Here is a 23986-nt window from a genome sequence, read left to right as displayed (position 1 = left end):
GCAGAAGATGCGGAAGGTAGCATAGGTGGCTCGATGTCCCTCGATCCCCTCCATGCCCTGCAGGCCGCCAACCGTGCGGTATTGCCCGTTGCTTCCGATGCCTTCGGCACCCTGCTGGTCGCCGGTGCGACTGGCGCGTTGGGAGCGGAACTGCTGCGGCGGCTCGCGGGCAGCCACCGCCATGCCCACACGCGCGTGCTGGCGCGCGAGCCGATCCGCGACGGGTTGCGCGGCGTCGAGACCTACCTGAGCCCGGCCCAGCCGATCGCGCAATGGCCGCTCACCTCCGCCCACACGGCCATCGTCGCCTTCGACCCGCCGCGGCTGTACCACGACCGCGAACGCGCGCTGTGGGTGCCCGAACCCTCGGACCTGCCCGCGCTCGCGCGCTGGCTGCGCGCCAGCGGCGTGCAGACGCTGGCCATCGTGCAGCCGCACGACCAGGGCCGGCTGCCCGAGGCGCTCAAGCGCGGGCTCGCGAGCCTCGACGAGCAGGCGGTGGTGGCCTGCGGCTTCGAGCGCGTGATCCTCCTGCGCTCCGCGCGCAAGCCGGCGAACGCGAAGTTCGCCAATCCCCTCGAGCGGCTGGCCGCATGGATGCTGTCCGTCGTGCGCTTCATGGTGCCGAGCAGCGAGCAGCCGGTGCGCGCGTCGAAGGTGGCGGAGCTGGTTGATGTGGCGCTGCGCATCGCGCCGCCGGGCGTGCACGTGGCCGCGCCCGAGATGGTGTGGCAGGCCGCGCAGGGCGACATGCTGGCGGTGGCCGAGCGCTGGCTCAGTCCTGCTGCTTCAGCCGCGCCATTGGCGTAGCAGCTGCGCCGAATCGACCACCAGCCCGAGGTGCAGCGACACCATCGCCAGCGCCGCGCCTTCCAGATGCGGGTCGGTGCCGCGCACGAGGTCGCGCAGCACGATCACGCGGTAGTTGTGGTTGTTGGCGTCGAAGGCCGTGTTGAGCACGCAGCAGTCAGTGAAGCCGCCGTTGAGCACCACCGTCTCGATGCGCTGGTTGCGCAGCAGAAAGTCGAGGTCGGTCGGGTAGAACGCCGACAGCCGGCGCTTGCTGTCCACGCGCATGTCGCCGGGCTCGACGCGCGTGACCCACTCGGTCCACTTCGAGCCTTCGATGGCGTGCGCGTCGGCGTTCGGAATCTCGCCCACGTGCAGCGGAAAGGTGCGCCGCCACGCTGACGGAATGCCGCGGATGTCGTCCACGCCATCGGGGCGCAGCACCGACTTGATGTGCACGATGCGCACGCCCAGCGCGCGCACCTCGTCATGAAAGCTGTCGATGGGCGCCACCACGTCGCGCGCCCGTGGTGCGGGGCAGGGGCAGTCGGGGCTGTCGTCGAGGTGGCCGCGGTGCATGTCGATGGAGACGACTGCCGTGGTCGCGGGGTTCAGGTAGTCGGCGAACTGCGCCGCGTCGAGTTCGCGCTCTTCGTTGTAGACCCAGGCCTTCATCGCCGTTCTTCTCTCACATAGGGTTGACCCAGCGCACCGGGCTCTTCATCGGCGCCGCGCCGCGAGAGAGCGACCCACACCATCACGCCGAGCGTCACCGCATACGGCGTCATCATCACGAAGTACTGAGGCAGTTGCACGCCGGCCGCGGCCAGCTGCGGAATCAGCGCTTCGATGCAGCCGAACAGCACGGCGCCCGCCAGCGCCTTCCACGGCGACCAGCGCGCGAAGATCACCAGGCCCACCGCGATCCAGCCGCGCCCACCCGTCATGCCCGCGATCCACAGCTTGGTGCTGACCACCGAGATGTACGCGCCCGCCAGTCCCACGAGGGCCGAGCCCGCGAGCACGGCCGCGAAGCGCCATGCCGTCACGCGAATGCCGGCCGCGTCCGCCGCCTGCGGGTTCTCGCCGACGGCGCGCAGCCGCAGGCCGGTGGAGGTGCGCGCGAAGAACCACGCCACCGCGCCGAAGATCGGCAGCGTGAACCACACCATCGCGTTCTGCTCGAAGAGCCTGCCCACGCCCGGCAGCATCGACAGCGGCCACAGGCCCATCGCGCCGATGCCTTCGGTCGCGTGGTTGGTCCAGTCGGCCATCGAGCCCACCAACGCCGTGAGCCCCTGGCAGAAGAACACCAGCGCCAGCCCGGCAATCACCTGGTTCACGCGCAACCAGATCACCATCACCGCGAACAGCACCGACACCATGCTGGCCGCCAGCATCGCGAGCACCAGCGACACCGCCGGCTGCCCGATGGCGATCTGCGCGCCGATGCCGGCCAGCGCGCCGACCAGCATCAGCCCTTCGGCGCCGAGCGAGAGCACGCCCGCGCGCTCGCTGATGATCAGGCCCAGTGCGGCCAGCGCATACGGCACGGCGAAGTCCGGCGTGCTCGCGAGCCAGTTGAGAACGATGCTGCCGCTCATGCCGCGGCCTCCCCGCCCACCCGGCGCAGCCGGTGGCGAATGAAGAAGTCGCTCGACGCCACGCACACCACGATGACCGCCTGGATCAGCTGCACCATGGAGAACGGCACCTGATAGAACACCTGCAGGCTGCGGCCGGTGACGAACAGCGCCGCCACCAGCAGCGCTACCACCGTGGCCGCAAGCGGGTTGTTGCGCGCGAGAAAGGCGATCAGGATGCCCGAGAAGCCGTAGCCCTGGTAGAAGGCCTGCGTGAGCCGCCCTTCCTGCCCCGCGACCACTGCGAAGCCCGCGAGCCCGGCCATCGCGCCCGACAGCAGCACCGCGCCATAAATCGTGCGCCGCACCGGTACGCCGTTGGCATGCGCCACGCGCGGGTTGGCATCGACGAAGCGCAGATACAGCCCCACGCGGCTCACGCTCACCAGCCACCACGCCAGCAGCGCGACCACGCCCGCGAGCAGGATCGAGCTGCCCACGCCGGCGCCCAGCTCGGGCAGCCGCTCGAACGCGCGGAACTGCGGCGAGTAGGGGAAGTTGTCCTTCGGGTCCTTCCAGCTGCCATAGACCAGATGCAGCAGGAAGTTGGCCGCCATGTAGTTGAGCATCAGCGTCGAGATGATCTCGTTCACACCGAGCTTCAGCTTGAGCCACGAAGGCCCCAGCACCCACAGCAGGCCGCAGCCGATGGCAGCCGCGAACATCAGCGGCAGGCGCAGGTTTTCGGGGCCGATCTGCCACATCGAGACGGTGGTCGCGCCGATGGCGCCCCAGATCATCTGGCCTTCGAGCCCGAGGTTCCAGAAGCGCGCGCGGAAGGCGATGGAGCCCGCGAGGCCGACGAGGATCATCGGCGCGGCCTGGAACAGCACGGCGCGGAAGTTCTGGCCGTCGAAGAAGGTCTGCATGACGAACTCGTTGGCGAGTTCGGCGGCTGGTACGCCCGCCGCCACGAGGATCGCGGCGGAGATGGCGAAGCCCACGAGCAAGGCGGCCGCGAGGATCAGCGCCTGCCAGCGCCAGGCCATGTGCTGGCGGATTTCGAGCGCGTAGCGGCGGCCGGCGAGCGGCGGGGTCTTGGGAGGATGTGCCATGTCGGCTGCCAACACTGCTTCAGCCATGGTCCACCATCGCCTGTCCGATGGCTTGCCGGTCGGCGGGCTGCGCGAATTCGCCCGCGATGCGACCGCGCGTCATCACGCCCACGCGGTCGGCCAGCTGCAGCACCTCGTCGAGGTCTTCGCTGATCAGCAGCACGGCGGCGCCGCTGTCGCGCGCGGCGCGGAGACGCGCATGCACCTCGGCGCTGGCGCGCACATCGAGCCCGCGGCTCGGGCTGTGCGCGAGCACCAGCGTGGGCGACTTGCCGAACTCGCGCGCCAGCACGAGCTTCTGCGCATTGCCGCCGGACAGCAGTGCGGCCTTCTGCGCGACCGAGCGCACACCCTGCACGTCGAAGGCGCGCACGGCCTCCTGCGTGTCGCTCTGGATGCGGCCGCGGCGCAGGCGCCACACGGGGCCGTAGCGGCCGGTGTGCACACGGCCGATGGCGTAGTTCTCGGCGACGGAAAGGTCGCCCGCGAGCGCGAGCCCGTAGCGGTCGGCCGGAATGGCGGCAATGCCGATGCCACGGCGCGCGGATGCGGCCATGGTCTTCAGGTCGCCATGGCCTTCGAGCCGGATCTCGCCTTCGGTGGCTTCGCCCGGCAGGCCCATGATCGCGCCCGCCAGCTCGCCTTGTCCGTTGCCGCCGACACCGGCGAGGCCGTAGATTTCACCGGCGTGCAGTTCGAGATCCACGCCGTCGAGCACACGCCGGCCTTCGGGTGAGGCCGGCGTGCGCAGTCCGCGCACGGACAAGCGCACCGGGCCACGCGATGTGGCCGAGGCCCGGAAGCCTTGCGTTGCAATCGATTCACCCACCGTGAGCTTCACCAGCTCGGCAACAGAGGCTTGGTCGGGCCGCAGCGTGGCCACTGTGCGCCCGCCGCGCATCACCGTCACGCGGTCGGCGTACGTCTTCACGTCGGCCATCTTGTGCGTGACCAGCACCACGGCCGCCCCCGCGCGCGCCAGCCCTTGTACCGTCTGCAGCAGGCGCGAGGCCTCCTGGTCGGTCAGCACGGCCGTGGGCTCGTCGAGGATCAGGATGCGTGCGCCCGCGAGCAGCACCTTGAGGATCTCGACGCGCTGCTGTTCGGCAATCGACAACGCATCGATGCGCTTCGACGGATCGATGTCGAAGCCCAGCTCGGACGCCTTGTTGCGGATGTCGCGTTCGATCTCGCGCAGCCGCTCGCCGTGGCTCTGAAACTCGGCTGGCGGCGGCGCAGTGAGCAGGATGTTCTGCGCCACCGTGAACGGCCGCACCAGCTTGAAATGCTGATGGACCATGCCGATGCGGTGCTTCGCCGCATCGCGTGGCCCGGCGAAGCGCACCGCGTTGTCGTCCACCAGCAGTTGCCCGGCCTCGGGCGCATAGAGCCCGGCCGCGATGTTCATCAGCGAGGACTTGCCCGCGCCGTTCTCGCCCAGCAGTGCATGCACTTCGCCCCAGCGCGCGGCAAAGTGAGCGTCGGTCAGTGCCGCGAAGCCGTCGAAGGACTTGCGTATGCCGGTGAGTTCGAGCGCGTTGGGCATGAGGTGCGTGGCTCCGGCTTACTTCTGCGTGACCACGCCCTTGACGAACCAGTCCATCTTCCACAGGTCCGCATCGGACAGCACCGCGCCCTTGGCCACGCGCTCCTTGCCGTCGCGGTCGGCGAGCGGGCCGGCGTAGACCTGCTTGCCCTTCAGGATCGCGTCGCGCTCGGCGGTGATGGCCGCGGTCTTGTCCTTGGGCACGGCGGGGCCGAAGCCGGCGATGTCGGTGCCGCCGTCCTTCATCTCGATGAAGGCGCCGTACTGCGAGGGCTTCCAGTTGCCGGCGATGATCTTCTTGAGTTCGGGCGTCAGGAAGCGGTCCCACACCCACACCGACGAGCACAGCGTGGCCTTGGGCGCGAACTGGCGCAGGTCGCGGTGGTGGCCGGTGCCGTACACACCGCGTTCCTGCGCGACGATCTGCGGCGTGGGGCTGTCGACGTGCTGGCCGATCACGTCGGCGCCCTGGTCGATCAGCGCGGCGGCCGCGGCACGTTCCTTCACCGGGTCGTTCCAGGCGCCGGTGTAGATCACGTTGACCGTGGCGTTCGGGTTCATCTTCTGCGCGCCGAGAGCGAAGGCGTTGATGGTCCAGTTCACCACGCCGAAGGGATTGGCCGCGACGAAGCCGAGCTTGCCGGTCTTGGAGGCCGCGCCGGCCGCCATGCCGCAGAGATACTGGCTCTCGTAGGTGCGGCCGTAGAACGATTCGAGGTTGCTGCCGTTGGTGGTGCCCGAGCCGTTGAGGAAGGCCACGTCGGGGTACTTCGCGGCCAGGTCCTTGAAGCTGTCGGAGTAGCCGAAGGCCGTGCCGATCACGATGTTGGCGCCGCGCTGGATGAATTTCTCGGCCGCGGGCTTGATGGCCGAGGCGTCTTCCGGCACGTTCTCGACGAACTGGATCTTCTGGCCGATTTCCTTCTCGACCTTCGCGCGGGCTTCGTCGAAGGCCTGCGTCCAGCCGCCGTCGTTCTTCGGGCCGAAGTAGAGCATCGCGATCTTCGGCTTGTCCTTCAGCGTGAAGCCATCGGCGGCCGCGGCGGGCAGCGTGGTGAAGAACGCGCCGCCGGCCGCGATGGTCATCGCGAGGCCCAGGCCGGGAGTGAGGGTGCGCAGCTGCTGCATGGAACTACCTTTGGTGAGGGGCTTTGAAGAAAGGGAGGGACGAGAAAATCGGAGCGAGCAGTGCGCGTCACATCATGAAGTTGATGCGGAACACATTGCCTTCGGGGTCCAGCAACACCGACTGGTACCAGTTGTAGTAGGTAACGTACGGCGGCTTGACGAGCGTGGCACCCGCTTCGAGCGCAACGGGCACCATGCGGTCGACGTCGGCCTGGCTGTCGACGTCGATGTTCAGCAGGAACTTGACACCGCGCGTGTCCGAGAACTCGCTCAGGTGCAGCAGTTCGTAGGCATCGAGCGCGTTGAAGCCCAGGCTCGACTTGCCGGTGTCCAGCCCGCGGAAGATCGGCGAGCGGATCGCCTCGATCTCGGCGAAGCCGAACACGCGCTGGTAGAAGCCGCTGAGCGCGACCACGTCCTTCGCGAAGACGTTGACGTAAGACAGGTGGGCCATGCGTTCAGGCCGTCACTTTGGTGCCGCCGAAGGTCGTCTGCTTGACGAACTTCGATGTGAGGTGGTCGCCCGACGAGATGGGCGCGTACTTCGCCTCTTCGCCCGGCGCGAGGCAGCTCGGCAAGCACTCGACCATCGCGTCGTAGTTGGGCTGATGGAAGAACACCAGCGACTGCCGGCGATTGGTGCTCGCCACCTCGAAGGGCGGGTTGATCACGCGGTGCAGCGTGGACACCCACTGGTCGTTGGTCCACTGCATCATGAGGTCGGCGATGTTGACCACCAGGCCGCCTTCGACCTGCGGCACGTCGACCCACTGGCCGGCCTTGTTGAACACCTGCAGGCCCTTGTCGTCGGGCAGCACGATGGTGAGGCTGCCGTAGTCGCTGTGCGCGCCCGCACGCAGCTGGCCGGGCAGTGGCTGTTCGCGTTGAGGCGGATAGCTCAGCACGCGGAACATGCTGATGTGCCTGTCGATCTTGTCGTCGAAGAAGGTCTCGGGCAGCGACAGGCCGAGCGCGAAGACGCGCATCAGCGAGCGCGAGAGATCGCTCATTGCCTCGAAGTAGCCCTCGTAGGCTTCCTTGAAGCCTTCGATGGGCGGCCAGCTGTTGGGCTCGAAGTGCGGGCCGGCTGCGGGGCCGCGGTGGTAGTCGTCGTCGGGCACGTTCGAGGGACCGATGGAGAACGACTCCTTCAGGTCGCCGGGCGCGGCCTCTTCGAGGCTGTAGGAAAGGCCTTCCTCGCCCACTGCGCTGTAGCCGCGCACGGCGTCTTCGCGCGGGCGGTCGACCTTGCGCTTCTCTGCCAGCGGCATGTCGAAGAACCTGCGCGAGAGCGAGGACACGCGGGAGATCAGGTCCGGCGAAATGCCGTGGTTGGTGATGACGAGAAAGCCGATGCTGCGGCAGGCTTCGTCGACTTTCTTCGCGACCTCCGCCTTTCCTTCGGCGGTGCCGGCGAAGTAGGGCGCGAGATCGATGATGGGGACGGACAGCAGGGTCATGGCAGGTTCCTCATGCTTGGCATGCCTTTCGCCATGCAACGTCTGTGCCAGTTGGACCAAATGGACAAAACGCATTCGTCGCGTCAGCATGGTGCGCAACCTTGCGCCGCGAAGGCAACTGCGGCGCAAGGCGATGCACCGTGGCCTTACAGTGGTGCGCCGTTTGCCGATTCATGAACAAGAGCGAGGGAAGATGCCGAAGACCAAAGCGCTGGCCGCAAGCGCCAGCAAAGAGAGCCCGGTGCGCAAGCGCGCCAAGCCCGCGGTGCGCAGCGCGTCCGCGGTGAATCGCCGGCTGCGCCAGATCGAGGACAAGCGCAGTGCGATCCTTGGTGCAGCGCTGGGGTTGTTCTCGCGCTTCGGCCTGCACGGCACGTCGATCGACCAGGTGGCGGCGCGCGCCGATGTGTCGAAGAGCAACCTGCTCTATTACTTCGCGAACAAGGAAGAGCTTTACGTCAATGTGCTGCGCGACCTGCTGGCGCTGTGGCTCGAACCGCTGCGCGGCTTCAGCGCCGAGCAGGACCCGGGCGAGGCCATCGGCGGCTACATCCGCCGCAAGCTGGTGGTGTCGCGCGACCGGCCCGATGCGTCGCGGTTGTTCTGCCTCGAAATGATCCAGGGCGCGCCGCTGCTGCGCGACGAACTCGACCGCGAGCTGCGCACGCTGGTGGAGAAAAAATCGGAAGTGATTCGCGCATGGATCGAGGCCGGCAAGCTGGCGCCGGTCGACCCGCATCACCTGATCTTCGCGCTGTGGGCGGTGACGCAGCACTACGCGGACTTCGGCGTACAGGTGCAGGCACTGACGGGCCACACGCTGGACGATGCGGCGTTCTTCGAGCAGACCGTGGAGAACGTTCAGCGCATCGTGCTGCAGGGCATTGCGCCCCGCTGAATCTTGCCTTGCTCCCTCCCCCTCTGGGGGAGGGTTGGGGTGGGGCAAGCAGCGTGTCCATCGAGCGCTCTGCCTGCCCCCATCCCAGCCTTCCCCCAAAGGGGGAAGGAGCAATTCAAAGGCATTGCCTGCGAATGCAGAAGGGTAAGAAGCGTCAGTGCTGCGGTGGCGCCGCGATCTCGTGATAGCGCCGGTCGAAGTAGATCAAGCCTTGCGCCGCGCCGCCGATGGCGATGGCCACCGCTTCGCAGAACAGCACGTCATGCGTGCCCGCGCTCGTTGAATGCACCACGCGGCAGTCGAAGGACACGGCCGCGTTGTCGAGCATCGGCGAGCCCGTGGTCTTGTGGCTCCAGTTGCCGGCGGCGAAGCGTTCGTCCATCGGCGTCTTGCCGCCGAACAGCGCGGAGAGCGACTGGTGCCCCGCGGCCAGCACGTTCACGCACAGCACACCGTTGGCCTTGAACGCCGGGTACACCGAGGCCGAGCGGTTCAGGCACACGAGCAGCGTCGGCGGTTCGTCGGTCACGCTGCACACGGCCGAGGCCGTGAAGCCGGCGCGGCCTGCGGGGCCGTCGGTGGTGATGATGTTCACTGCGGCGCCCAGGCGCGCCATCGCATTGCGGTAGTCGGCCTTCGGCAGGCCCGTAGGCAGGCCGGGTGGGTTCGATGCTGCAGGGTGGGAGGCCATGGCGTTCAGCATGTCGTGACTCTTTCAGGCCAGCACACAGGCCTCGTCGAAGGGCAGCCGCGGCAGGCGGCCGAACACCTTCGACGCATCGCCGTGGCCCAGGTTGATGAGGAAGTTGGTGGTCCAGTCGGTGCCCTCGAAGAAGGCGGCATCGACCTTCGCCTTGTCGAAGCCCGACATCGGCCCGGCGTCGAGGCCGACCGCGCGCGCGGCGAGCAGCAGGTAGCCCGCCTGCAGGCTGGCATTGCGGAAGGCGGTCTCGTGCGCGGCTTCGGGGCTGCCGGTGAACCAGCTGCGCGCGTCGGCATGCGGGAACAGCGTGGGCAGCTTGTCGTAGAACTTGCGGTCCCACGCGGCGATGACCGTGACGGGGGCGGTCATTGTCTTGTCGAGGTTGCCCTTGGAGAGCGCCGGTGCGAGGCGCTGTTTGCCTTCAGGCGTGCGCACGAACACGAAGCGGGCAGGCGAGCAGTTGGCCGAGGTCGGGCCGAGGCTCGCGAGCGCATAGATCTGCTGCAGCTGTGCATCGGTGACCGGTTCGTCGGTCCAGCCGTTGTGGCTGCGTGCGCCGGTGAATAGCAGCGACAGCGCGGCGTCGTCGAGTGCGGTGGAAAGCGTTTTGGTCATGCGGGAACGGCGGGTGCGCTGACCCGGGAAAGAAAGTCGAGCAGGCTGCGGTTGAAGGCTTCGGCCTCGGTCACGCTGTGGGCATGGCCGCCGTGCGGCATGAAGTCGAGCGTGACGTCGCGCAGGCCATCGGCCAGGCGCTGCGAGCAGGTCCAGGGCACGAGCGCGTCGTCCTTGGCTGCGGCGACCAATGCAGGGGCGGCGATGTCGGCGAGGCGCGCGTCGATGTCGAAGGCCCGCAGCGCGGCGATGCGCGCGCGCATGTTGGCTTCGCCGGGGAAATGCGCGAAGGCGTGGTCGACTTCGTCGGCGACGCGCTGCGCGTGTTCGGCGCACCAGGCAGCGGGGTACAGGAAGATCGGTTGCGCTTCCACGTATGCGCGCGGGCCGCAGGCGCCGAGCAGCGCGAGCCGCGCGTCGAAGCAGCGCGCCGAATGCGGATTGGGCCGGGACCATGCATTGATGAGCACGAGGCTCGCGATGCGCGAGGGCGCATCCAGCGCGAGCTGCAGGCCCACGAGGCCGCCGAGCGCATGGCCCGCGAAGTGGCATTGCGAAGTCTTCGTGGCATCGAGGATGTCGAGCACGTCCTGCGCCATGTGTTCGATGGCATACGCATCGGGCAGCGCAGCGGGGCTGCGGCCCGTACCGCGCTGGTCGTATGCGATGACGCGGTGCCCGGCGGCGACCAGGGCGCCGAGCTGCGGCTGCCAGAAGCCCGCCGAGCCACCGAGGCCGGACGACAGCAGCACGGTGGCCGCCGCATCGGCCGGCCCATGCACTTCGTAGTGCAGCGACGGCATGAGTGTCAGGCCTTCTTGCCGACGTGTGCGATCGAGGCGATCTCGATCAGCGCATCGGGCTTCACGAGGCCGCACTGGATGCAGTAGCGCGCGGGCTTGGTGCCGGGAAAGAACTCGGCATACACCGCGTTGATCTTCGCGTAGTCGGCCCAGTCCTTGAGCATGATCTGGTTGAAGGTCACGTCGTCCATGGTGCCGCCCGCGGCTTCGACCACGCCCTGGATGATGGTGAGCACATGCCTTGCCTGTGCGCTCGCGTCGCCGACGTGGACCACGTTGTTGTCCTTGTCGAAGGGCAGCGTGCCCGACACGTAGAGCACGCCGTCGGCGAGCGTGCCGGGGACGTAGGGGGCGAGCGGCACGCCGGTGCCGGGCGGGATGATGGCTTGCTTGGGCATGAGGGGAGGCTCCTTGAAGTGAATCAGGCGATGGCCGTTTCGGCCGGTGCGGGTTGGGTGATCGATGAAGGCGCGAAGGTGCGGCAGAAGTCGTCTACCGTGGAGACCCATCCGAAGAAGGTTTCGACGTTGTAGACCGAGGCCTTCTGGATCGCAGGTCCGCCGAGTTCGTGCGTGGCGTCCTCGAGCATCACGGCGAAGTATTCGAGGTGGAAGGCATCGCGCAGCGTCGATTCGACGCACACGTTGGTCGCGATGCCGGTGAACACCAGGTGGCGGATGCCGCGTGCACGCAGCGTGCTGTCGAGCGTGCTGTTGAAGAAGCCGCTGTAGCGCGTCTTGGGCACGACGATGTCGCCGGGCTGTGGCTTCATCTCTTCGATGAGTTCGTAGTCCCAGCCGCCCTTGGCGAGGAACTTGCCCCGCAGCTCGGGCCTGGCGCGCATGGTCTTGAGCGCGTTCGACTTGTGCCAGTTCGGCGAGCCGGGGCCGCCGGCTTCGATGTACGCCGCGTCCCAGCCGTTCTGCAGGAATACAACGAGCATGCCGGCCGCGCGTGCCGCTGCGATGGTGCGCACGATGTTCGCGATGGTGCCTTGCGCGCCGGAGATGTCGAAGCCGGCCGAGTCGACATACCCGCCGATGGAGGCGTAGGCGTTCTGCATGTCGACGACGATCAGCGCGGAGTCGGTCGCGTGCAGCGCCAGCGGCTCGGGGCGCGCGGGCAGCACCTGCGGTGCGGGGGCGCCGGGCAGCCGCGGTGCGCCAACGGGGATGTTCGATGTGAGAGTCGTGTTGCGTGCGGGAGTGCTCACGTGGTGCTCCTGCTCAGGCCGCGAGGCGCTCGGGCTCGGCCTGCGAAGGCACGGGGCTCTGCACATGCGCGCGGCTCTTCATGAGCGGCTGGATGCGCTCGCCGAAGGCTTCGACGCCCTGCACGAAATCGTCGAAGGTCAGCAGCACGCCTTCGGTGCCGGGCACCTCGGCCATTTCGTCGAGCAGGCGCGCGACGGTGGCGTAGGAGCCCACCAGCGTGCCCATGTTGATGTTGACGGCGGAGGTCGGGTCGGTCATCTGGCGCACGTTGGTGTCGGCGCCCGACTTGGTGTCGGCTGCGCCCTGCTGGCCCAGCCATGCAATCGCTTCATGGTCGGCGCCGGCCTTGTAGTGCTCCCACTTGGCGCGCGCGGCGTCGTCGGTCTCGTCGGCGATCACCATCATCAGCACGTAGGTGGTGACGCTGCGGCCGGTCTTCGCGGTGGCCTCGATGAGCTTCTCAGCCGCGGGCGCGAAGGCCTTGGGCGTGTTCACGCCCTTGCCGAAGCAGAAGTTGTAGTCGGCGTATTTGGCCGAGAACTCCATGCCCGCGTCGCTCTGGCCGGCGCAGATCACCTTCATGTCGGCCTGCGGCTGCGGGCTCAGGCGGCAGTCGTCCATCTTGAAATGGTCGCCCTTGAAGTCGGACTGGCCGGTGCCCCAGAGGTCGCGCAGCACCTGGATGTATTCGCTGAGGTACTGGTAGCGCGTGCCGAAGAACTGGTCGCCGGGCCACATGCCCATCTGCGAGTACTCGGGCCGCTGCCAGCCGGTGACGAGGTTGAGGCCGAAGCGGCCATTGGAAATGGAGTCGATGGTCGACGCCATGCGCGCCACGATGGCCGGCGGCATCACCAGCGAGGCGGCCGTGGCAAACAGCTTGATCTTGCTGGTGACGGCGGCGAGGCCGGCCATCAGCGTGAAGGATTCGAGGTTGTGGTCCCAGAACTCCGTCTTGCCGCCGAAGCCACGCAGCTTGATCATGGACAGCACGAAGTCGACACCGTAGCGCTCGGCCTTCAGCGTGATCTGCTTGTTGAGTTCGAAGCTGGGCTTGTACTGCGGCGCGTTTTCGGAAAGCAGCCAGCCGTTGTTGCCGATGGGAATGAAGATGCCGACGTTCATGGAAGCGCTCCTGTTGCGAGGTTGCGAAGCTCCTTGCATGCGCCGTGCCAGTTGAATAAGTTGTTTTAAATCAATGGGTTGGAGAAAAATTGCATCCACGTTTTGACCATTTGGTCCAAAGTGGAGCAGGCGTTCCGCCGGAATTGCGGCAGCACGGTGCAGCATGGACCAAAGCGGTGCAGTGCCGCCGTCACGCACGGCGCGGCAAAATCACGCCATGCCCAAGACCCCACTCCGCGCCGCCGCGGCCATCGGCGGCACTGCCGACGACGTCGAAGCGGCCTTCTACGAAGCGCTGCAGCGCGGCGACATCGACGCGCTGATGGCCTGCTGGGCCGACGAGGACGAGGTTTTCTGCGTGCATCCCGGCGGCCCGCGGCTGGTGGGGGCCGTGGCGATCCGCGCGGCCTTCGAGCAGATGTTCGGCAACGGCGCGATCCACGCCACGCCGGCGCGGGTGCGCAAGATCGAGTCGCTCGCCAGCGCCGTGCACAACGTGCTCGAACGCATCGAGGTGCTCACGGCCGAGGGCCCGCGCCATGCCTTCGTGCTGGCCACCAACGTCTATCACAAGACCGTCCAGGGCTGGCGCATGGTGGCGCACCATGCGAGCCCGGGCAGTGCGCGCGAACCGGACGAAGCGAACGATCCGCCCCAGGTCCTGCACTGATGTCTTCCTTCGTCGCCACCTCCGGTCCCGTTTCCGCGCCCCAGTCGCTGGACTACGCGGCGCCGCGCTGGCTGCCCGGCGGCAACCTGCAGACCATCTGGGCCGCGCTCTATGCGAAGCGCTTCGACGGGCCGGCCCCGGTCTACCGGCGCGAGCGCTGGCCCACGCCGGACAGCGACTTCATCGACGTCGACTTCGTCGATGCGCCAATGCCGGGCCCGAGGCCGCTGCTGGTGCTGTTCCACGGGCTCGAAGGCTCGTCGCGCAGCCACTACGCCGAGGCCTTTGCCGCATTCGCCGCCTCTCGCGGCATGGCCTTCGCGGTGCCGCATTTCCGCGGCTGCAGCGGCGAGCTGAACCTGGCGCCGCGCGCCTACCACTCGGGCGACTTCGAGGAGATCGGCTGGATCCTCGCGCGCATGCGCGACCAGCATGCACGCAAGGGCGGCGGGCCGGTGCTGGCGGCGGGCGTGTCGCTCGGTGGCAACGCGCTGATGCGCTGGGCCTCGGAGGCGGGCGAGAGCGCCTCCGGCGTGGTGAGCGCCGTGGCATCGGTCAGCGCGCCGCTCGACCTCGCGGCGGGCGGCGAAGCCATCGGGCAGGGCTTCAACCGGCTGGTCTACACGCGCATGTTCCTCGCGACCATGAAGCCCAAGGCGCTGGCCAAGCTGGAGCAGTTCCCGGGGCTGTTCGACCGCGAGCGGCTGATGTCGTCGCGCAACCTCTACGAGTTCGACAACGTCTTCACCGCCCCGCTGCACGGCTTTCGCGATACCGAGGACTACTGGACGCGCGGCTCGGCCAAGCCGCACCTGGCCTCGGTGCGCGTGCCCGCACTGGTGGTGAACGCCCGCAACGATCCGTTCATTCCCGCGGCGAGCCTGCCGAAGCCCGGCGAGGTCGGCGCGCACGTCACGCTGTGGCAACCCGCGCACGGCGGGCACGTCGGCTTTCCGATGGGGCTGCCGCCGGGGCATGTGCGCGGCATGCCGGAGCGGGTCGGCGGCTGGCTGGCCACGCACGTCTGAGGGCGAGCAAAATAGCGCGATGGACGACATCGTCAAACAAGCCCTCGCCAAATGGCCCAACGTGCCGCACTGCTACGGCTGGCTGGGCCTGGACGCGCGCGGCAACTGGTACATGCGCGACGACCGCACCCAGGCCATGGGCCCGTTCCGCGCGGCCAAGGGCTCGATGCTCAGGCACGACAAGCTGATCGACTTCATCCACCGCAACTACGAGCACGACGACGAGGGCCAGTGGTTCTTCCAGAACGGGCCGCAGCGCGTGTATGTGGAGCTGGAGGCCGCGCCGCTGGTGTGGCGCGTGGCCGAAAAGGAGGGCGGTGGGTTCACCGTCACGTCCCACACCGGCAAGGCGGTGGAGGTATCGGGCTGCCTGCTCGATGGGGAAGGCCGGCTCTATCTGGTCTCGCCCCTCGGGCTTGGACTGGTGCACACGCAGGACGTGGGCATCGCCGCCGAGGCGGTCGAACGAGGCCTGTGGGCGCCGGAGGCGGTGCAGGCCAGCGAACTGCCCGACCGCTTCGGCCATGTGCTGAGCCCGGCGCAGCGCCATGCCGGCACGGCCTCCGCGCCGGCGAAGCCCTGAACTCCGCAGTCTGCCGACCCGCCAATGAAGAAAGCCGGCGCAGGGCCGGCTTTTCGTGTGACCAGGGAAAACGCTTACTTGGCAGGAGCACTGGCCGCAGAGGCCGCGCCTTCAGCGGGGGCTGCGGCTGCCGGGCGGTCGGGCACCGGGAACTTGGCGCCGCCGGCATTGGCCATGTAGACCACGGCGCGGCCCACTTCGAGGTCTTCGAAGTCGCCGCCGCCTTGGGCTGGCATGGCGCCCTTGCCCTTCAGGGCATGTTCGAGGAGGGTGGCATAGCCTTGGCCGATGCGCGGGCCCCAGGCAGCGGCGTCGTTCAGGTGAGGGGCGCCGGGAATGCCGGGCGCGCCGTGGCAGGCGACGCACTGGGCCTTGAACACGGCCTCGCCTGCAGCGAGCGGGCGGTTGGCGTCGCGGATCTCGATGGTGCCGACCTTCCTGAGGCGTTCGGCCACTTCGCGGTCGCGCGCTTCCTTGGTCACGCCGTAGAGCGCCATGTTGTCGCCTTCCGCGGTGCCGGCGGGCTTGGTGCCCGAGACCACGTAGGAGACAAGACCCACGATGATCAGGATCGGGGCAATGAAGGAGAAAAATACCGCGAGCAGCAGTTGCTTCGGGTTCTTGATCGGCCCGGTGTGGGCTTCTTCTGTGGCCTGGTAATGCGGGTCTGCGCTCATTGGCGTCCTCAATAACGGGGGCTCGTCGGGGGGCTTTTCCTAACCAACCGGCGATTATAGAGAGGCCCCTTGCCCGAAGGGACAAGGGACCACCCTTATCGAGCGCCTCGGCGCATCAACCCTTGTCGCGTGCGGCCCAGCCGCCGCCCAGCGTCTTGTACAGCGTGACCTGGTTCTGCAACTGCAGCAGGCGTGTCGTCACGGCCGATTGCTGCGCGGTGAACAGCGAGCGCTGCGCGTCGAGCAGATCGAGCGCGCTGGCGATGCCGTTGCGGTAGCGCAGGTCGGAGAGCTTGAAGCGCACGGCTTCCGCGTCGGCCTGCGCACGCTGCGCGCGCACCTGCTCGCCCAGCGTGGCGCGGCCCGCGAGCGCATCGGCCACTTCGCGGAATGCCGTCTGGATCGACTTCTCGTACTGCGCCACCGCGATCTCGCGCCCGGCCTTGGCCGAGTCGAGCGTGGCGATGTTGCGGCCGGCATTGAAGATCGGCAGCGTCACCGACGGCGCGAACGACCAGGCCTTGGAGCCGCGGTCGAACAGGCCCGAGAACTCGCTGCTCGCGGTGCCGATGGAACTCGTCAGCGACACGCGCGGGAAGAAGTTCGCGCGCGCCGCGCCGATGTTGGCGTTGGCCGCGATCAGCTGCTGTTCGGCCGAACGGATGTCGGGCCGCTCGGCCAGCAGGTCCGAAGGCAGGCCGGCCGGCACGTCGGGCATTGGCTTGATGCCGTCGAGACCCTTGACCCCGCCCGCCGTGGCTTCGGCCGGCACCGGTGCGCCCAGCAGCAGGGCGAGGGCGTTCTCGTCCTGCAGGCGCGCACGCTGCTGCTGCGCATAGGAAGCGCGCGCCGTTTCCAGCAGCGAGTTCGCGGCCTGGAAGTCGAGCTCCGACGACACGCCGTTGTCGAAGCGCATCTTCGTGAGGCGCACCGACTCCTCGCGCGTGACCATCGTCTGGCGCGTGATCTCCAGCAGCTCGTCGTCCGCCAGCAGCGTGAGCCAGCCGTTGGCGACCGACGCGATCAGGCTGATCTGCACCGCCTTGCGGGTCTCGTCCGTGGCGAGGTACTGCGCCAGCGCCTGGTCCTTCAGCGCGCGGATGCGGCCGAAGAAGTCGATTTCCCAGGACGTGAAGCCGACGCTGACGCTGTACTGCGAGGCCACGCTGCCGGCGCTGCTGTTGTAGACCTGAGCCGGGTTGGGGCTCGAGCGCGAGCCGCTGCCCGTCAGGCCGAGCGCCGGGAACAGATTCGAGCGCTCGATCTGGAACTGCGCGCGCGCCTGCTCGATGTTGAGCACCGACACCCGCAGGTCGCGGTTGTTCGTGAGCGCCGTCTGGATCAGGCCTGCGAGACGCGGGTCGGTGAAGAAGTCCTGCCAGGGCAGGTTGGCCGCGGCCTGGCCGGGCGGCTGCGCCGGGTCGCCCGGGAAGGTGGTCGGCACCGGCGCCGCGGGGCGCTCGTAGGTCGGAATCAGCGAGCAGCCGGCCAGCAGCATTGCCGCGGCCAGGGCTGTGGGAATCAGTTTCTTAGTCATGTGCTTTCTCTTCCGTGATGCCGGCGGCTTCCGCATGCCGCTTGTCGACCTCGTGCTGGCGCGCACTGCCCTTGAACAGTGTGCGCACCACGACGAAGAACACCGGCACGAAGATCACGGCAAGTGCCGTACCCGTCACCATGCCGCCGAGCACACCCGTGCCGATGGCGCGCTGGCTGGCCGAACCGGCGCCCGAGGCGATCACCAGCGGTACCACGCCCAGGCCGAAGGCCAGCGAGGTCATGATGATCGGGCGGAAACGCAGATGGGCTGCGGCCAGAGCCGCTTCGACGACGCCCTTGCCCTGCGCCTGCAGATCCTTGGCGAACTCGATGATCAGAATCGCGTTCTTCGCCGAGAGGCCGATGATGGTGATCAGCCCCACCTGGAAGTACACGTCGTTCGAATAGGCGCGCAGCATCGTGGCCAGCAGCACGCCCAGCACGCCGAGCGGCACCACCAGAATCACCGACAGCGGGATCGTCCAGCTTTCGTACAGCGCGGCCAGGCACAGGAACACCGCCAGGATCGCGAAGCCGTACAGGATGATGGCCTGCGAACCCGCGAGCTTTTCCTCACGCGACTGTCCCGTCCATTCGAAGCCGAAGCCTTGCGGCAGCTGCTTGGCGAGCTTTTCCATCTCGGCCATGGCGGCACCCGTGCTGAAGCCCGCGGCGGCGGAGCCGCTGATGCGGATCGCGGGATAGCCGTTGTAGCGCACCGTCTGCGTGGCGCCCGTGACCCACTTGGTGGTCGCGAAGGCCGACAGCGGCACCGGCTGGCCCTGCGTGTTGCTGGCGTTCAGCTTGAGCAGGTCGTCGGGCTGCATGCGTGCGGGCGCATCGGCCTGCACCACCACGCGCTGCAGGCGGCCGCGGTTCGGGAAGTCGTTGATGTAGCTCGAACCCAGGCCCGTCGACAGCGTTGCGTTGATCGCATCGAAGGTCACGCCCAGGGCGCTGGCCTTGTCGCGGTCGATGTCGATCTGCAGTTGCGGCGCGTCTTCCAGGCCGTCGGGGCGAACCTGCGTCAGGATCTTGCTCTGCGAAGCCATGCCCAGCAGCTGGTTGCGTGCGTTGATCAGCGCCTCGTGGCCTGCGCCCGAGCGGTCCTGCAGCCGGAAGCTGAAGCCGCTCGCGTTGCCCAGTTCGGGAATGGGCGGCGGGCTCAACGGGTAGATGAAGGCGTCGCGGATGCCCGAGAGCGCCCCGAAGGCACGTCCGGCCAGCGCGCTGGCCGAGTGGGCCGGATCCTTGCGTTCTTCCCAGTCCTTGAGCGTCACGAAGGCGAGGCCCGCGTTCTGGCCCTGGCCCGAGAAGCTGAAGCCCATCACGCCCACCATGCTCTGCACTTCGGGCTGCTTGAGGATGAAGCCTTCGACCTGCTGCATGACCGACAGCGCGCGCTCTTGCGTCGCACCCGGCGGCAGCTGCACGTTGACGATGATGTTGCCCTGGTCTTCTTCCGGCAGGAAAGAGCTCGGCAGGCGCGTGTAGGTAAACACCACCGCGCCGATGATCGCGACGTAGATGACCAGGTAGCGCGCGGCGCGGCGCAGGATGCGCGCGACCACGCTCTCGTAGCCCTTGGCCGTGCGCGTGAAGCCGCGGTTGAACCAGCCGAAGAAGCCGGTCTTCTCATGGTGGTGGCCTGCTTCCACGGGCTTGAGCAGCGTGGCGCACAGCGCCGGCGTGAGCGACAGCGCCATGAAGGCCGAGAAGCCGATCGACGTCACCATCACCGCCGAGAACTGGCGGTAGATGTTGCCGGTCGAACCCGCGAAGAACGCGAGCGGCACGAACACCGAGATCAGCACCACCGTCACGCCGATGATGGCGCCGGAGATCTGCCTCATGGCCTTGCGCGCGGCTTCGAGCGGCGAGAGCCCCTCTTCGCTCATGATGCGCTCGACGTTCTCCACCACCACGATGGCATCGTCCACCACGATGCCGATCACCAGCACCATGCCGAACATGGTCAGCACGTTGATCGAGAAGCCGAGTGCGAGCAGCGAGGCGAAGGTGCCCAGCAGCGCGATCGGCACCACGATGGTCGGGATGATCGTGTAGCGCCAGTTCTGCAGGAACAGGAACATCACGATGAACACCAGCGCCACGGCTTCCAGCAGCGTCTTGACCACTTCGGTGATCGAGATCTGCACGAAGCGCGAGCTGTCGTACGGAATGTTCCACTTCACGCCCGGCGGAAAGAAGCGCTCGAGCTCGGTCATCTTGGCGCGGATCGCCTTGGCCGACTGCAGCGCGTTGCCGTTCGGCGTGGGCTGCACGCCGATGCCGACCGCGGGCACGCCGTTCAGGCGCGCCGAGGTCGCGTACGACTGGCCGCCGAGTTCGACGCGCGCCACGTCCTTCAGCCGCACGGTCGAGCCGTCGGTGTTGGCGCGCAGCACGATGTTCTTGAACTGCTCCACGTTGGCGAGCTGGCCGTTCACCACCACGGTGGCCGCGATGGCCTGGCCGGGAATGTTGGGCAGGTCGCCGATCGTGCCGGAGGACACCTGGGCGTTCTGCGCCTTGATCGCGTTGTTCACGTCGGTGGCCGACAGGTTGAAGCCCTGCAGCTTGGCCGGATCGATCCACACGCGCATCGCGTTCTCGGTGCCGAACAGCTGGGCCTGGCCCACGCCCACCACGCGTTGCAGCTCGGGCACGATGTTGCGCGAGGCGTAGTCGCCGAGCGCGACGGGGTCGAAGTTCGGGTTGTCCGAAGACAGCATCGCGAACAGCAGGAAGTTGTTGCGCGACTTGTCCACGCGCACGCCCTGCTGCGTCACGGCGGCCGGCAGCCGCGGCGTGGCGCGCGAGAGCCGGTTCTGCACATCCACCTGCGCGAGGTCGGGGTTGGTGCCGGCCTCGAAGCTGATCGTGATGGAGCCGGTGCCGTCGGCCTGGGCCACCGATTCCATGTAGATCAGGCCCGGCGAGCCGTTCATCTCGCGCTCGATGACGGACAGCACGCTGTCCTCGAGCGTCTGCGCCGAGGCGCCGGGATAGGCGGTGTTGATGACGATGGCGGGCGGCGCCACCGGCGGGTACTGCGAGATCGGCAGCTGGGTGATTGCCACGCTGCCCATCACCAGGATGAACAGCGCGATCACCCACGCGAAGATCGGGCGGTCGATGAAAAATTTGGCCATTTGCGGGCGCTTTCCTGATTACTTCTTGTCGGTCTTCTCGGCCGTGGCCGCCGCCGCCGGTGCGGCCCCCGCAGCGGCGGGCGTGGCCGCGCCGTTCGGGTTGGGTTTGGTCCACGGCACTGCCTTCACCGGCGTGCCGGGCGGCATCATCTGCAGCTTCTGGAAGCCGTCGACCATCACCTGCTCGCCGGCCTTCAGGCCATCGAGCACCACCCACTGGTTGTCCTTGGCGGCGCTGATCTTCACGGTGCGCTTGCTGATCTTGCCGTCCTTGTCGACCACCGACACCGTGTCGCCCTGCTGGGTGCGCGTGACCGCCTGCTGCGGCAGCGTGATCGCGTTGGTGGCCTGCGCCTGTTCGAGCTTCACCCGCACGTACAGGCCGGGCAGCAGCTCGCCCTTGGGGTTGGGCACTTCGGCGCGCAGCGTGACCTGGCCGGTGGTGGAGTCGACCGTGAGGTCGGAGAACAGCAGCTTGCCTTCCAGCGGGTAGTCGCTGCCGTCTTCCAGCACCACGCGGATGGTTGCGGCGTCCTCGCCGCTCGCGCGCTTGTACTGGCCGGCGGCCACGGCGCGGCGCAGCTTCATCGCGTCGGAGGCCGACTGCGTGAAGTTCACGTACAGCGGGTTGATCTGCTGCACCACGGCGAGCTCGGTGGCGTCGCCCTGGCCCACCAGCGCGCCTTCGGTGACGAGGGCGCGGCCGATGCGGCCGGCGATGGGCGAGGTCACGTCGGCATAGCCGAGGTTGATCTTGGCCGTCTGCACCGCGGCGCGCCCGGCGGCCACGTCGGCCTCGGCCGTTTTCTGCGAGGCCACGGCCGTTGCGTATTCCTGCTTGCTCACCGCATTGGCTTCGACCAGCGGCTTGTAGCGGTCGGCCAGGGCCTTGGCCTGCACCGCGTTGGCTTCGGCGCGGGCCAGCGTAGCCTGCGCGTTCTGCGAAGCGGCCACCAGCGGCGCGGGGTCGATGCGGAACAGCAGCTGGCCGGCCTTCACGTCGCTGCCTTCGCGGAATTCGCGCTTCAGCAAGATGCCCGAGGCGCGGGCGCGGACCTGGGCCACGCGCGAGGCTTCGAGGCGGCCGGGCAGTTCGGTGACGAGGCCCACATCGGTCGGAGCCGCGACCACCACGCCCACCTCGGGTGCGGGGGGATGCCCGCCGCCAGCGCCCGGGCCAGCGGGTGCATCGCTCTTGCCGCAGCCCGCGAGGACCAGCAGGACGACGGCTGCCACGGTCGCGAGACGCGGCGAAAAGGACGAATGACGCGAAACATGCAGAAGAGGCATGCGATTCCTTTGAAGCGAAAACAGGAGATGGCGCATTCGCGGGCGAACCGGAAACCTGTACAGCCAGGCGGGCCATCGGGAAAGCCGGCAAGTTTACATACATTCATGGATGTATAGTGACAGCCGAGCAATGGCCCCACGATACAGAGAGGGCGTTGCCTTTACAAATCTGGAGATTTAGTGGCACGTCGTACGAAGGAAGAAGCACTGGCCACGCGGCATCGATTGCTCGATGCCGCGGAGCTGCTGTTTCAGGCGCAAGGCGTTTCGCAGACCACGCTGCAGCAGATCGCGCAGCAGGCCGGCGCGACGCGCGGCGCCATCTATTGGCATTTCAAGGACAAGGCCGACCTCTTCAACGCGATGATGGAGCGCGTCATCCTGCCGCTGGAGGCTCTGCCGAAGGCGGCTATCTCTCCCTTCGTCGACGATCCCCTGGCCGAGATCGAGGAGGGCATGGTCCAGGCGCTCACCCTCATGACCACCGACCCCCAGGTGCGCCGCGTGTTCGACGTGGCGACCCACAAGGTCGAATACACCCACGACATGGCCTCGGTGCAGCAGCGCCACCTCGACGCCCGCAACGCCTGCGTGAGCGATTTCGAGAAGGCCCTGCGCCTGGCTGCGCGCCGCAACCACGTCAAGCTGCCGGTGCCGGGCCACGCGGCGGCGCAGGGGCTGCATGCGCTGATCAGCGGGCTCATCCAGAACTGGCTGCTCGACCCCGAGGCTTTCGACCTCGTGCTGACCGGCAGGCGCACGTTCCGGGTCTACCTGGCGGGGCTCGGGTTCGCCCGGCCGCTGCCGGGAACCCCCGCCGTGAACGAAGCCGAAACAGTCCCCGCCTGATAGGCGATAATGTGTGGCTCCGGTGCATGCCGGACCCCAATTCCTCGCTGTATTTCAACGGATAGAATTCGGCCCTCCGAAGGCTGAGATCCAGGTTCGATTCCTGGCGGCGGGACCAGACACTGAGATCACAGCGTCTCACAAAGCCTCAAACCCGCACGTCTTCCCCAGCGTAGCGGGTTTTTCTTTGCCTCATGTCGGATCACGGCGTAGCGTGACAACGCAGCGAAATACCAGCATTTTTGTTGGTATTTCGACCAGGTCGAAAAGCCAGATACCAACACGAGGGCAGCCATGGCGCTCGCCGACACCCGGGTCACCTTGCCATTGCGCATCTGTCCATCGCGCCAGTCGAGGAAGCGCATCGTCTGGCCGAGGCTCGTATTTGTGCGCACGGCGATGATCCGTCGCGGGTCGCCCAGCATGCGTTCGATGATGGCGCCCGGTCAGAACAGCTCCAAGCTCTGCTCGCGCGATTGAGCGCATCGATCGGCTGCGGATCGGTGCCTTGCGGGTTCACATCGAGCGCCACGACCGCAGCCACACTTCTAGGGGTTTGCATTGACAAGATGAAGAATTACGTAAGATTCGCGCCCACGCCTCAACCAAGGTCCCCATGCTCGACGTCGACTTGCCAGCGCCCGCTGCGGCCGTTCGCAGCCTTCTTGCCAGCCGCGGGATCGTTCCGGCGCTGGCCTTGCTCAACGATAGGACGTCCTATCGGTTCACGGCGATCTACAAATTGAACGGTGACGTGATGCGCGCGGCGCATGCCTTCGACCGCGACTCTGAATACCGCACCTGGCTGAAGGTGGTGCCTCTGGGCAAGAGCTTCTGCCAGTACGCGCTCGAGCACGGCGAGTTCGTGACCAGCCATGCCTCCAAGGATCAGCGCCTGACGAACCGACCTTATGCCGGCATGGTCGAGTCGTACTACGGCCGGCTGCTGACGCGAGGATGCGGCACGCCCTATGGCACCTTCATCCATTTCGACTTGGAGCCGCGCAGCATTCCCACAGAGGAAATCCGCTTCCTGCGCGAGGTGATCCCGCAGTTCATCGACTACTTGGAATGAACAGGCGGCAACAAGGCTCCACCAAACGAACGACTGGTGTTGAGGCCGAATCCGGCTGTCGACGTGCGATCAGGGCTGAACCGGGCGCCCGGGCTCCTGCTGGTGTCATGGATTACGGAGATGATGCTGGGCCCACGGGCC

The 23986-nt window shown here is 67.5% G+C and carries 25 protein-coding genes and 1 tRNA gene; 8 read left to right on the top strand and 18 right to left on the bottom strand.

The window, feature by feature from the left end; genetic code table 11:
• Window positions 1–33 precede the first annotated feature (33 nt).
• Window positions 34–810: a hypothetical protein gene (locus ASD05_RS06410; protein ID WP_056589305.1), complete on the top strand. Its 777-nt coding sequence runs from the start codon at window positions 34–36 to the stop codon at window positions 808–810.
• On the opposite strand, the gene ASD05_RS06405 is transcribed toward ASD05_RS06410, so the two are convergent.
• The 7 genes from ASD05_RS06405 to ASD05_RS06375 all read right to left on the bottom strand — a co-directional run bounded on the left by ASD05_RS06405 (window position 790) and on the right by ASD05_RS06375 (window position 7621).
• Window positions 790–1464, bottom strand: a complete 675-nt coding sequence (locus ASD05_RS06405; RefSeq protein ID WP_007838492.1) for a cysteine hydrolase family protein — start codon at window positions 1462–1464, stop codon at window positions 790–792. The two genes, ASD05_RS06410 and ASD05_RS06405, sit on opposite strands and share 21 nt — an antisense overlap.
• Window positions 1461–2393: an ABC transporter permease gene (locus tag ASD05_RS06400; protein ID WP_056589301.1), complete on the bottom strand. Its 933-nt coding sequence runs from the start codon at window positions 2391–2393 to the stop codon at window positions 1461–1463. The genes ASD05_RS06405 and ASD05_RS06400 overlap by 4 nt, the downstream gene beginning before the upstream one ends.
• Window positions 2390–3514, bottom strand: coding sequence for an ABC transporter permease (locus ASD05_RS06395; RefSeq protein WP_056589298.1), 1125 nt, complete (start codon window positions 3512–3514; stop codon window positions 2390–2392). The genes ASD05_RS06400 and ASD05_RS06395 overlap by 4 nt, the downstream gene beginning before the upstream one ends.
• On the bottom strand, window positions 3507–5033 hold the full coding sequence (locus ASD05_RS06390) for an ABC transporter ATP-binding protein (RefSeq protein WP_056589295.1): 1527 nt from the start codon (window positions 5031–5033) through the stop codon (window positions 3507–3509). The genes ASD05_RS06395 and ASD05_RS06390 overlap by 8 nt, the downstream gene beginning before the upstream one ends.
• Before the next feature lie 18 nt (window positions 5034–5051).
• Entirely contained in the window at window positions 5052–6161 is a 1110-nt protein-coding gene (locus ASD05_RS06385; protein WP_082571986.1) for a BMP family ABC transporter substrate-binding protein, read from the bottom strand.
• A 67-nt stretch (window positions 6162–6228) separates the two neighbouring features.
• Window positions 6229–6615 (bottom strand): VOC family protein, encoded by a 387-nt coding sequence (locus ASD05_RS06380; RefSeq protein WP_056589292.1) that lies wholly within the window; start codon window positions 6613–6615, stop codon window positions 6229–6231.
• 4 nt (window positions 6616–6619) lie between these two features.
• Window positions 6620–7621: an isopenicillin N synthase family dioxygenase gene (locus ASD05_RS06375; protein ID WP_056589480.1), complete on the bottom strand. Its 1002-nt coding sequence runs from the start codon at window positions 7619–7621 to the stop codon at window positions 6620–6622.
• Between the two features lie 193 nt (window positions 7622–7814).
• Between ASD05_RS06375 and rutR the strand changes: the two genes are divergently transcribed.
• Window positions 7815–8519: an HTH-type transcriptional regulator RutR gene (rutR, locus tag ASD05_RS06370; RefSeq protein ID WP_056589289.1), complete on the top strand. Its 705-nt coding sequence runs from the start codon at window positions 7815–7817 to the stop codon at window positions 8517–8519.
• A 154-nt stretch (window positions 8520–8673) separates the two neighbouring features.
• Here the strand turns inward: rutR and rutF are convergent, their stop codons facing one another.
• From rutF to rutA, 6 genes are read right to left on the bottom strand one after another with little or no spacing between them, the layout of a single operon-like run.
• Complete coding sequence (gene rutF / locus ASD05_RS06365) at window positions 8674–9222, bottom strand: NADH-dependent FMN reductase RutF (RefSeq protein WP_056589285.1); 549 nt, start codon at window positions 9220–9222, stop codon at window positions 8674–8676.
• A 12-nt stretch (window positions 9223–9234) separates the two neighbouring features.
• Window positions 9235–9837, bottom strand: a complete 603-nt coding sequence (locus tag ASD05_RS06360; RefSeq protein WP_056589281.1) for a malonic semialdehyde reductase — start codon at window positions 9835–9837, stop codon at window positions 9235–9237.
• A complete protein-coding gene (rutD, locus tag ASD05_RS06355) occupies window positions 9834–10640 on the bottom strand; it encodes a pyrimidine utilization protein D (RefSeq protein ID WP_056589278.1) in 807 nt (268 codons plus the stop codon). Before rutD ends, ASD05_RS06360 begins: the two co-directional genes overlap by 4 nt.
• 5 nt (window positions 10641–10645) lie before the next feature.
• Window positions 10646–11038 carry a pyrimidine utilization protein C gene (gene rutC / locus ASD05_RS06350; protein ID WP_007837393.1) on the bottom strand — a complete coding sequence of 131 codons (393 nt, stop codon included), beginning with the start codon at window positions 11036–11038 and terminating at the stop codon, window positions 10646–10648.
• A gap of 23 nt (window positions 11039–11061) precedes the next feature.
• A complete protein-coding gene (rutB, locus tag ASD05_RS06345; RefSeq protein ID WP_082571985.1) occupies window positions 11062–11853 on the bottom strand; it encodes a pyrimidine utilization protein B in 792 nt (263 codons plus the stop codon).
• A 13-nt stretch (window positions 11854–11866) separates the two neighbouring features.
• Window positions 11867–12979, bottom strand: a complete 1113-nt coding sequence (rutA, locus tag ASD05_RS06340; RefSeq protein ID WP_056589275.1) for a pyrimidine utilization protein A — start codon at window positions 12977–12979, stop codon at window positions 11867–11869.
• 217 nt (window positions 12980–13196) lie between these two features.
• Here rutA and ASD05_RS06335 point away from each other — a divergent pair, with 217 nt between their 5' ends.
• The 3 genes from ASD05_RS06335 to ASD05_RS06325 are packed head-to-tail and all read left to right on the top strand — an operon-like array spanning window position 13197 to window position 15260.
• Window positions 13197–13649, top strand: coding sequence for a YybH family protein (locus tag ASD05_RS06335; protein WP_007837388.1), 453 nt, complete (start codon window positions 13197–13199; stop codon window positions 13647–13649).
• On the top strand, window positions 13649–14677 hold the full coding sequence (locus ASD05_RS06330; RefSeq protein WP_056589272.1) for a YheT family hydrolase: 1029 nt from the start codon (window positions 13649–13651) through the stop codon (window positions 14675–14677). Before ASD05_RS06335 ends, ASD05_RS06330 begins: the two co-directional genes overlap by 1 nt.
• 19 nt (window positions 14678–14696) lie before the next feature.
• Window positions 14697–15260, top strand: a complete 564-nt coding sequence (locus tag ASD05_RS06325) for a DUF2946 family protein (protein ID WP_056589269.1) — start codon at window positions 14697–14699, stop codon at window positions 15258–15260.
• Between the two features lie 74 nt (window positions 15261–15334).
• Here the strand turns inward: ASD05_RS06325 and ASD05_RS06320 are convergent, their stop codons facing one another.
• The 4 genes from ASD05_RS06320 to ASD05_RS06305 all read right to left on the bottom strand — a co-directional run bounded on the left by ASD05_RS06320 (window position 15335) and on the right by ASD05_RS06305 (window position 21921).
• Window positions 15335–15937, bottom strand: a complete 603-nt coding sequence (locus tag ASD05_RS06320; RefSeq protein WP_056589265.1) for a c-type cytochrome — start codon at window positions 15935–15937, stop codon at window positions 15335–15337.
• Between the two features lie 115 nt (window positions 15938–16052).
• A complete protein-coding gene (locus ASD05_RS06315) occupies window positions 16053–17474 on the bottom strand; it encodes an efflux transporter outer membrane subunit (protein WP_056589262.1) in 1422 nt (473 codons plus the stop codon).
• Window positions 17467–20631, bottom strand: a complete 3165-nt coding sequence (locus ASD05_RS06310; protein ID WP_056589259.1) for an efflux RND transporter permease subunit — start codon at window positions 20629–20631, stop codon at window positions 17467–17469. The genes ASD05_RS06315 and ASD05_RS06310 overlap by 8 nt, the downstream gene beginning before the upstream one ends.
• Before the next feature lie 18 nt (window positions 20632–20649).
• A complete protein-coding gene (locus ASD05_RS06305) occupies window positions 20650–21921 on the bottom strand; it encodes an efflux RND transporter periplasmic adaptor subunit (RefSeq protein WP_056589256.1) in 1272 nt (423 codons plus the stop codon).
• Between the two features lie 180 nt (window positions 21922–22101).
• Here ASD05_RS06305 and ASD05_RS06300 point away from each other — a divergent pair, with 180 nt between their 5' ends.
• Window positions 22102–22770: a TetR family transcriptional regulator gene (locus tag ASD05_RS06300; protein ID WP_056589253.1), complete on the top strand. Its 669-nt coding sequence runs from the start codon at window positions 22102–22104 to the stop codon at window positions 22768–22770.
• A 43-nt stretch (window positions 22771–22813) separates the two neighbouring features.
• Window positions 22814–22888: transfer RNA gene (locus tag ASD05_RS06295), tRNA-Arg, on the top strand.
• 10 nt (window positions 22889–22898) lie between these two features.
• Here ASD05_RS06295 and ASD05_RS29985 read toward each other — a convergent pair.
• Entirely contained in the window at window positions 22899–23195 is a 297-nt protein-coding gene (locus ASD05_RS29985) for a hypothetical protein (protein WP_157609991.1), read from the bottom strand.
• A 191-nt stretch (window positions 23196–23386) separates the two neighbouring features.
• Between ASD05_RS29985 and ASD05_RS06290 the strand changes: the two genes are divergently transcribed.
• Window positions 23387–23845 carry a hypothetical protein gene (locus ASD05_RS06290; RefSeq protein ID WP_056589250.1) on the top strand — a complete coding sequence of 153 codons (459 nt, stop codon included), beginning with the start codon at window positions 23387–23389 and terminating at the stop codon, window positions 23843–23845.
• Window positions 23846–23986 lie beyond the last annotated feature (141 nt).

Source organism: Variovorax sp. Root434 (genome assembly GCF_001426595.1).
Classification (GTDB): Bacteria; Pseudomonadota; Gammaproteobacteria; order Burkholderiales; family Burkholderiaceae_C; genus Variovorax.
Note: the sequence above shows the minus strand (reverse complement) of the source record. Positions and strands in the feature narration are given on the sequence as shown.